The organism is Paenibacillus sp. P4_A7 (assembly GCF_056402455.1).
This window is the reverse complement of sequence record NZ_JBFUHJ010000405.1, coordinates 1-5,172: the sequence shown is the minus strand read 5'-3', so window position 1 is coordinate 5,172 and position 5,172 is coordinate 1. Positions and strand designations below refer to the sequence as shown.

The following is a 5,172-nucleotide window of genomic DNA, read 5'->3' as shown; positions in this document are numbered from 1 at the left end:
CATAAACACTATATATAACAGGCACATCGTAAAGAAGCTTAACCGCCAAACTGTTTTAAATATCCGTTTCGTATCAACACTTCCGCGCTTTCGGAACTGTGCATTGCCCAGCAATCCGCCCCCAAGCACCATAAATAATAAAATGCCGTAAAAGCCGAACTGATTTTTGAACAAGAGATTAAATAAACCGGCTACTGCTATAATTAGAAAAACAGTTGTAACGTCCATAGCCAAACGAAATGCTTTCTTTCGGTCTTGAATATAGGCTCCATAGCCAAATAAGATGATAGCAAAAGGAATGATTGGTAAAATCGAAAAATATCCGTATATCGTTTTTATAATTTCCAAATATCAATCACTCCTTCGAATTCAGCTTTGGATGCAAAGACTCAATGATTACAACTGCTGCTTGATTTAATGGTGCAGAACGTCCTAATTGCTCTGCCAATCTGGCTACCGCTCCATTGATCGCAGCAATCTCTGTAACCCGCCCAGCTCTTACATCACTTAGCATGGAAGATATGTTATTACTGGTTTGTTGACACACCTTAATAATCTGCTGCCAGCCGTCCTCTATTTCAGTCATTCCGGCTTCCAATAAAATCTGTTCGGTTTCTACATATAGCGCTCTCATAATCGAGTCGCGAGTTGGATGAAGTGGCAGCTCGMCATTTTTAACATCAAACATTGCAGTTAATGGATTAATCACGGCATTRATCAACAGCTTATGAAAAATACGATTCTCCATGTCATTCGACAGTAATGCGGTAAATCCTGCCGTTTGCAGCAATAAAACTAACATATTGTACGTTTTTTCCAGATCCTTGTCCGTGTTTACTTGAAATCCACGCCACTCGCCAATCCATAGCTGTCCTTTTCCCGTATGACGAACCGTGTGGCCATTCATTCTTCTAGCTCCATCGGTTGTCACTGCTGCAAGTACAGTTATATGCGGCAATGCCTTCTGAATCTTCTCCAAGTGGCCTCTACCGTTTTGCAAGCATAAAATGGATACCTTTTGATTCTCACAGCTTATTGCCAGGCCATTAATCTGCTCAAGGAGCTTACTATTCAAATCCGGTTGTTTAACCGCAATAATGATCCAACGAATTTGGTTTAACTGAGTAATCTCAGGAACGGGAATCAAATGACTCATTCTCTGAATCCAAGCGCCCTTCACTTTAACTATTTGCTCATCTTCTCCATTAGCGTCTTGTAATGCAATCCCCTGAAGCTCCAGATGATCCGCTTGTTCTTGACTTCTTGTCCACACCGTCACATCAGCCCCTGCTATTGCTAGCTTAGCACCGCAAAGCAGACCTATCGAACCGCCGCCTATTATATCGATTAGCAAATGGTACCCCTCCAACTGAAGTAAGCTAGAGGATTTCACCTGAAATTCCCCTATCCGTTTATGTATGCATACTAGCTCAGCTAGTATTATATTTACTGATCATCGTAACAAATCTGTTTAAATTAACGCAACTACACGCAAATAGAGACCCCCTTGTATAGGAAGGTCTCTCTTCTAAACTCGTCAATATCACTTATTCGATGCGTTCTAAGTTTCCGTTCGCATCCATCTTGAATCTAGGTCTAGCTTCATCTTCATTTGTCAGTACCGTCAAGCGTCGCGCACGATCCATAATTTGAATGAGTGTGTTGTAATCATCATTCACAGCGCGATAATCAGTCTGGACATTGTTTACTTCTTTGGACAATCTCTCATTTTGATCGCGAAGACGATATAGCTCATCATCTTTCTCTTTCAAATCCTTCTCAAACAGCTTGATCTGACGTGTTAAATCCTGATAAGTCGATTTCCATCCACGCAGGAATCTTATAACGGCATCAACTGACAAGCCTTCTTCTAATGAAACTGTATCCGGTTTAAAGACTCTTTCATCCGTCTCAAAAATAGATAAGGATGAAACATGCGATGTAGCAACACTCGTTTGTTTTCTTAAATAATTTCGTTTCTGTCTCTGCTGCTTTGCGATTTGAATAGCATCCTCATACCTTTTTCGAACGCAGCTGTTCCAGCGGAACCCGCAGGCTGCTGATGTGCGTCCAATTCTTTCACCTACCTCTTCAAAAGCGGCAAGCTGTGTACTACCTTCGCGAATATGGCGTAGTGTAACCTCGGCGAGAATAAGATCATCGTCCGGACTCCACGCATCTTGTCTAATTGCTGTCATGCAACAAAAACCTCCTAACGTAAAGGCGCTTACTTTATCTCTATGCCCTTGGTAGAGTTCATAGAATCTATTGGATACTAATTTGTATAACCAAATTTTCTGACACTCATACATTTTTATTCGTTTATTTGAACAAACTAGGTGTATGGGTGTCAGTTATGTACAAAAAGTTTGCGATTTCGTCACGGTTAAAGGTTTACACTTTTTTATGTAAACGTTATAATGAGCATTAGAAAATCGGGTCGCAGTGAAAGGGGGATGCTATCTTGGCACGCATGTATCGAGTACTTGGCTTTTGGACATTAGTAATTGGACTAATGGCTTTCGCAGGCCATATGACGGAATTCGCATTATTGTTTTTCGCTCAAACCATAGCTTTCGTATTTCTAGGCTACTTGAACTTCTCCGAGAGAACGTACATAGTAATGTTCTGGGGATATATGATCATTTCTTTCGTGGGGTTCACGTACTGGTCAGTATTCAAGATGAGTCTGCCGTTCTAAATATATAGAATTATAAGTAATAACTTATAATTGTGCTTATATATTTTTTGCCTCGGCATGTCTTTTACAAAAGCAAAACGAAACGGTGTCTACCCTTTTAAGGGCAGACACCGTTTCGCATTTCTGAACTATTTTTTATCAAGCACCATCACCTTAAAGGTCTCACTCATTTGATCACTAATCAACAGCTGTCTAATCGCTCTATTCTTACGCGAGGTCTCGCTGAATGGATCCGCATCATAATGGTTCTGCAGCAGTTCCACTATACCATGATCCAACAAAAACTGCTTTTGCGTCGTATAGCTAACCACCTTCCATCCACTTTCCTCCGCACAATGACGAACAAACGTAAATGGTACATGTGCCGTAATATCCTGCTCCCCAACCCGTAAAAAAGGTTGATCACTTGCTTGGTGACGCCAATAACACATTAAAGTTCCGTCCATTCGGTGCTCAGCCGTATATTCAGCTGCTTCATGGCCRTAATCAATCAGAACAAGCCGCCCTTCCTTCATCACAGCTCCAAGTTGCTGTAACCAATCTGCCGCCGCAGATGCTACTTCTGTTTGTTGCCCTTCTTGCAATGTTATTCCATCTCGCTTAAGCCAACCGTTAATTCGCGGATCAGTAAGCGGCATAAATACGTAATGAAAGCCCTGCGCCGCCGTCCCAGCTACACCTAGCTCCATCAGCTCTCCATTCACTACTTGCACCCTATGTACCGGAAAAGCGTCCAGCAGCTCGTTTGCGAGTATAATTGCAGGCTGCTTCAGCCAACTTGCTTGAAAAGCTTCTTCGGATGTCACAAAAATCGGAGCAAGAGCTGCTTCTTGAGCAGCAATATGTGCATGGGCTATACGCCCAGCTTGAACATGCGAGGGATCATCTTCAATTTGAATTAATGTAAATTGCTTATCCCAATCCCTTCTTCTTTCCCTGCAGGCTGCAGCAATCTGAGCGGATAACCTTCCAGTTCCCGCTCCCCATTCAATGAGTTTAAGCGGTTTGTCCATTAATCGCCCGTATTCATTGATATATCCTGCCAATACTTCCGCCATTACATGGCCAATTGCTGAGCTTGTATAGAAATCCCCCTCTTTGCCAATTCGAACCGGACCAGAACGATAGTAGCCATAGTCTGCATCGTATAAGCAATTATTCATATACTGGAAGAATGAAATACATGGGACAGTCTGTTTTCTATCAGCCTGTTCTGAAAACCAGCCAGTAGTGGAGCTATTAGCAATTTCCCTTTCGATGGAGAGTGCAAGCCTGTTATCCTTCATCATTAAGGTTCATCCTYTTCTAAATGTAAGATATAATAGATTTGGTTGCCGCATAAAATGAAAGCTGAGGAGGGAGATGCCTTTTGATAGTACCCAAATTACATAATCGTATTACTTTAACTGCAACCGCAGCGCTTTTATTCGTAATGCTGGCGATCAGACTTCCTGTATTAGCCGAGCCTCAGCCGGCCTATGATGATGATATACACACAATCCTTGAGAATAGCTTATCTGTAACGGAAATAGATAAAGAAATCGTCCGTATTCAGTCACAGCAGGAACAGCTAAAGTTAACTATGACAGATACAAAGCAGCTGTTACTCAAGCATGAGCAGGAAATTGCTAGCAAGCAAGAGGAAGCTGGAACTGTGCTGCGGGCTTATTATATGGGGGAAAGAGATTTTTTGTTAGCATCACTTTTATCCTTTAATTCTTTATCCGATTTGTTTCAAATGCTCGACTACGCGGAGTTTATACTCACTCACGATAAGGATACCTTGAATACATATGTCAAGCAATACAGAAAGGTTAAGGATGGATATAAGCAACTTGAAACGAGACAATCTGATCTCACTGCCGTGGAAAAACAGCTTAAGACGCAGCGCGAACGAGTACTTCTACTAGAAAAACAGCTTGAAGATCAGCTAGCCGGACGTTCCGATGCTGACAAACTACGCTTATTGATTAAAGAGCTTAACAACTACTGGGAATCAGCCGGATTGGCAGAGGTCAAGAAATATTTTARCGCTTTATCAAAAGCCATGCAGCAGCTTCCAACCTGGATTCAAGATAATAAACAATTGTTAGAAATCAAAGGATTTCAATACACGATAAGTGTTCCAGAAAAGGACCTGAATGATTTTCTGCGTAATCAAAATGCTATTTTCGACAATTTTTCCTTCCAGTTTAAAAGCAACAAAATTATCGCTCATGGTCAACGAGATAATATGGAGATTAGTGTGAGTGGGCATTATACGATTGAAGAGGAACCTAAAGCTGGCATTATATTTCATGTGGATGAACTTCTATTTAACGGATTCTCCTTACCGGATACTACTCGACAAGATTTGGAAGATGAGTTTGATCTCGGCTTTTACCCGAATTTAATCGTCTCCTTCCTTAAAGCTGATTCAGTAGAATTAAAAGATGGTGAAATGATTATTAAGCTCACTGTAAGTCTATAGA

The 5,172-nt window shown here is 41.4% G+C and carries 6 protein-coding genes; 2 read left to right on the top strand and 4 right to left on the bottom strand.

The window, feature by feature from the left end:
• The 3 genes from AC1DWN_RS27475 to AC1DWN_RS27465 form a co-directional block, all read right to left on the bottom strand.
• On the bottom strand, positions 1 to 348 hold a 348-nt coding region (locus tag AC1DWN_RS27475), incomplete at its 3' end, for a DUF3397 domain-containing protein (protein ID WP_477562066.1).
• A gap of 7 nt (positions 349 to 355) precedes the next feature.
• On the bottom strand, positions 356 to 1,354 hold the full coding sequence (locus tag AC1DWN_RS27470) for a ketopantoate reductase family protein (RefSeq protein WP_477562065.1): 999 nt from the start codon (positions 1,352 to 1,354) through the stop codon (positions 356 to 358).
• A 193-nt stretch (positions 1,355 to 1,547) separates the two neighbouring features.
• Positions 1,548 to 2,198 (bottom strand): RsfA family transcriptional regulator, encoded by a 651-nt coding sequence (locus AC1DWN_RS27465; protein WP_477562064.1) that lies wholly within the window; start codon positions 2,196 to 2,198, stop codon positions 1,548 to 1,550.
• Positions 2,199 to 2,464: 266 nt separating this feature from the next.
• Between AC1DWN_RS27465 and AC1DWN_RS27460 the strand changes: the two genes are divergently transcribed.
• A complete protein-coding gene (locus AC1DWN_RS27460; RefSeq protein ID WP_475808368.1) occupies positions 2,465 to 2,701 on the top strand; it encodes a DUF2626 family protein in 237 nt (78 codons plus the stop codon).
• Between the two features lie 128 nt (positions 2,702 to 2,829).
• On the opposite strand, the gene AC1DWN_RS27455 is transcribed toward AC1DWN_RS27460, so the two are convergent.
• A complete protein-coding gene (locus AC1DWN_RS27455) occupies positions 2,830 to 3,990 on the bottom strand; it encodes a class I SAM-dependent methyltransferase (protein WP_477562063.1) in 1,161 nt (386 codons plus the stop codon).
• 80 nt (positions 3,991 to 4,070) lie between these two features.
• On the opposite strand from AC1DWN_RS27455, the gene AC1DWN_RS27450 reads away from it, so the two are divergent.
• Positions 4,071 to 5,171 carry a coiled-coil domain-containing protein gene (locus tag AC1DWN_RS27450; protein ID WP_477562062.1) on the top strand — a complete coding sequence of 367 codons (1,101 nt, stop codon included), beginning with the start codon at positions 4,071 to 4,073 and terminating at the stop codon, positions 5,169 to 5,171.
• The last annotated feature ends 1 nt before the right edge of the window (position 5,172 follow it).

Excerpts from the sequence above, each read along its gene's own strand:
- AC1DWN_RS27465 (WP_477562064.1), bottom strand. The coding sequence starts at position 2,198 with ATGACAGCAATTAGACAAGATGCGTGGAGTCCGGACGATGATCTTATT.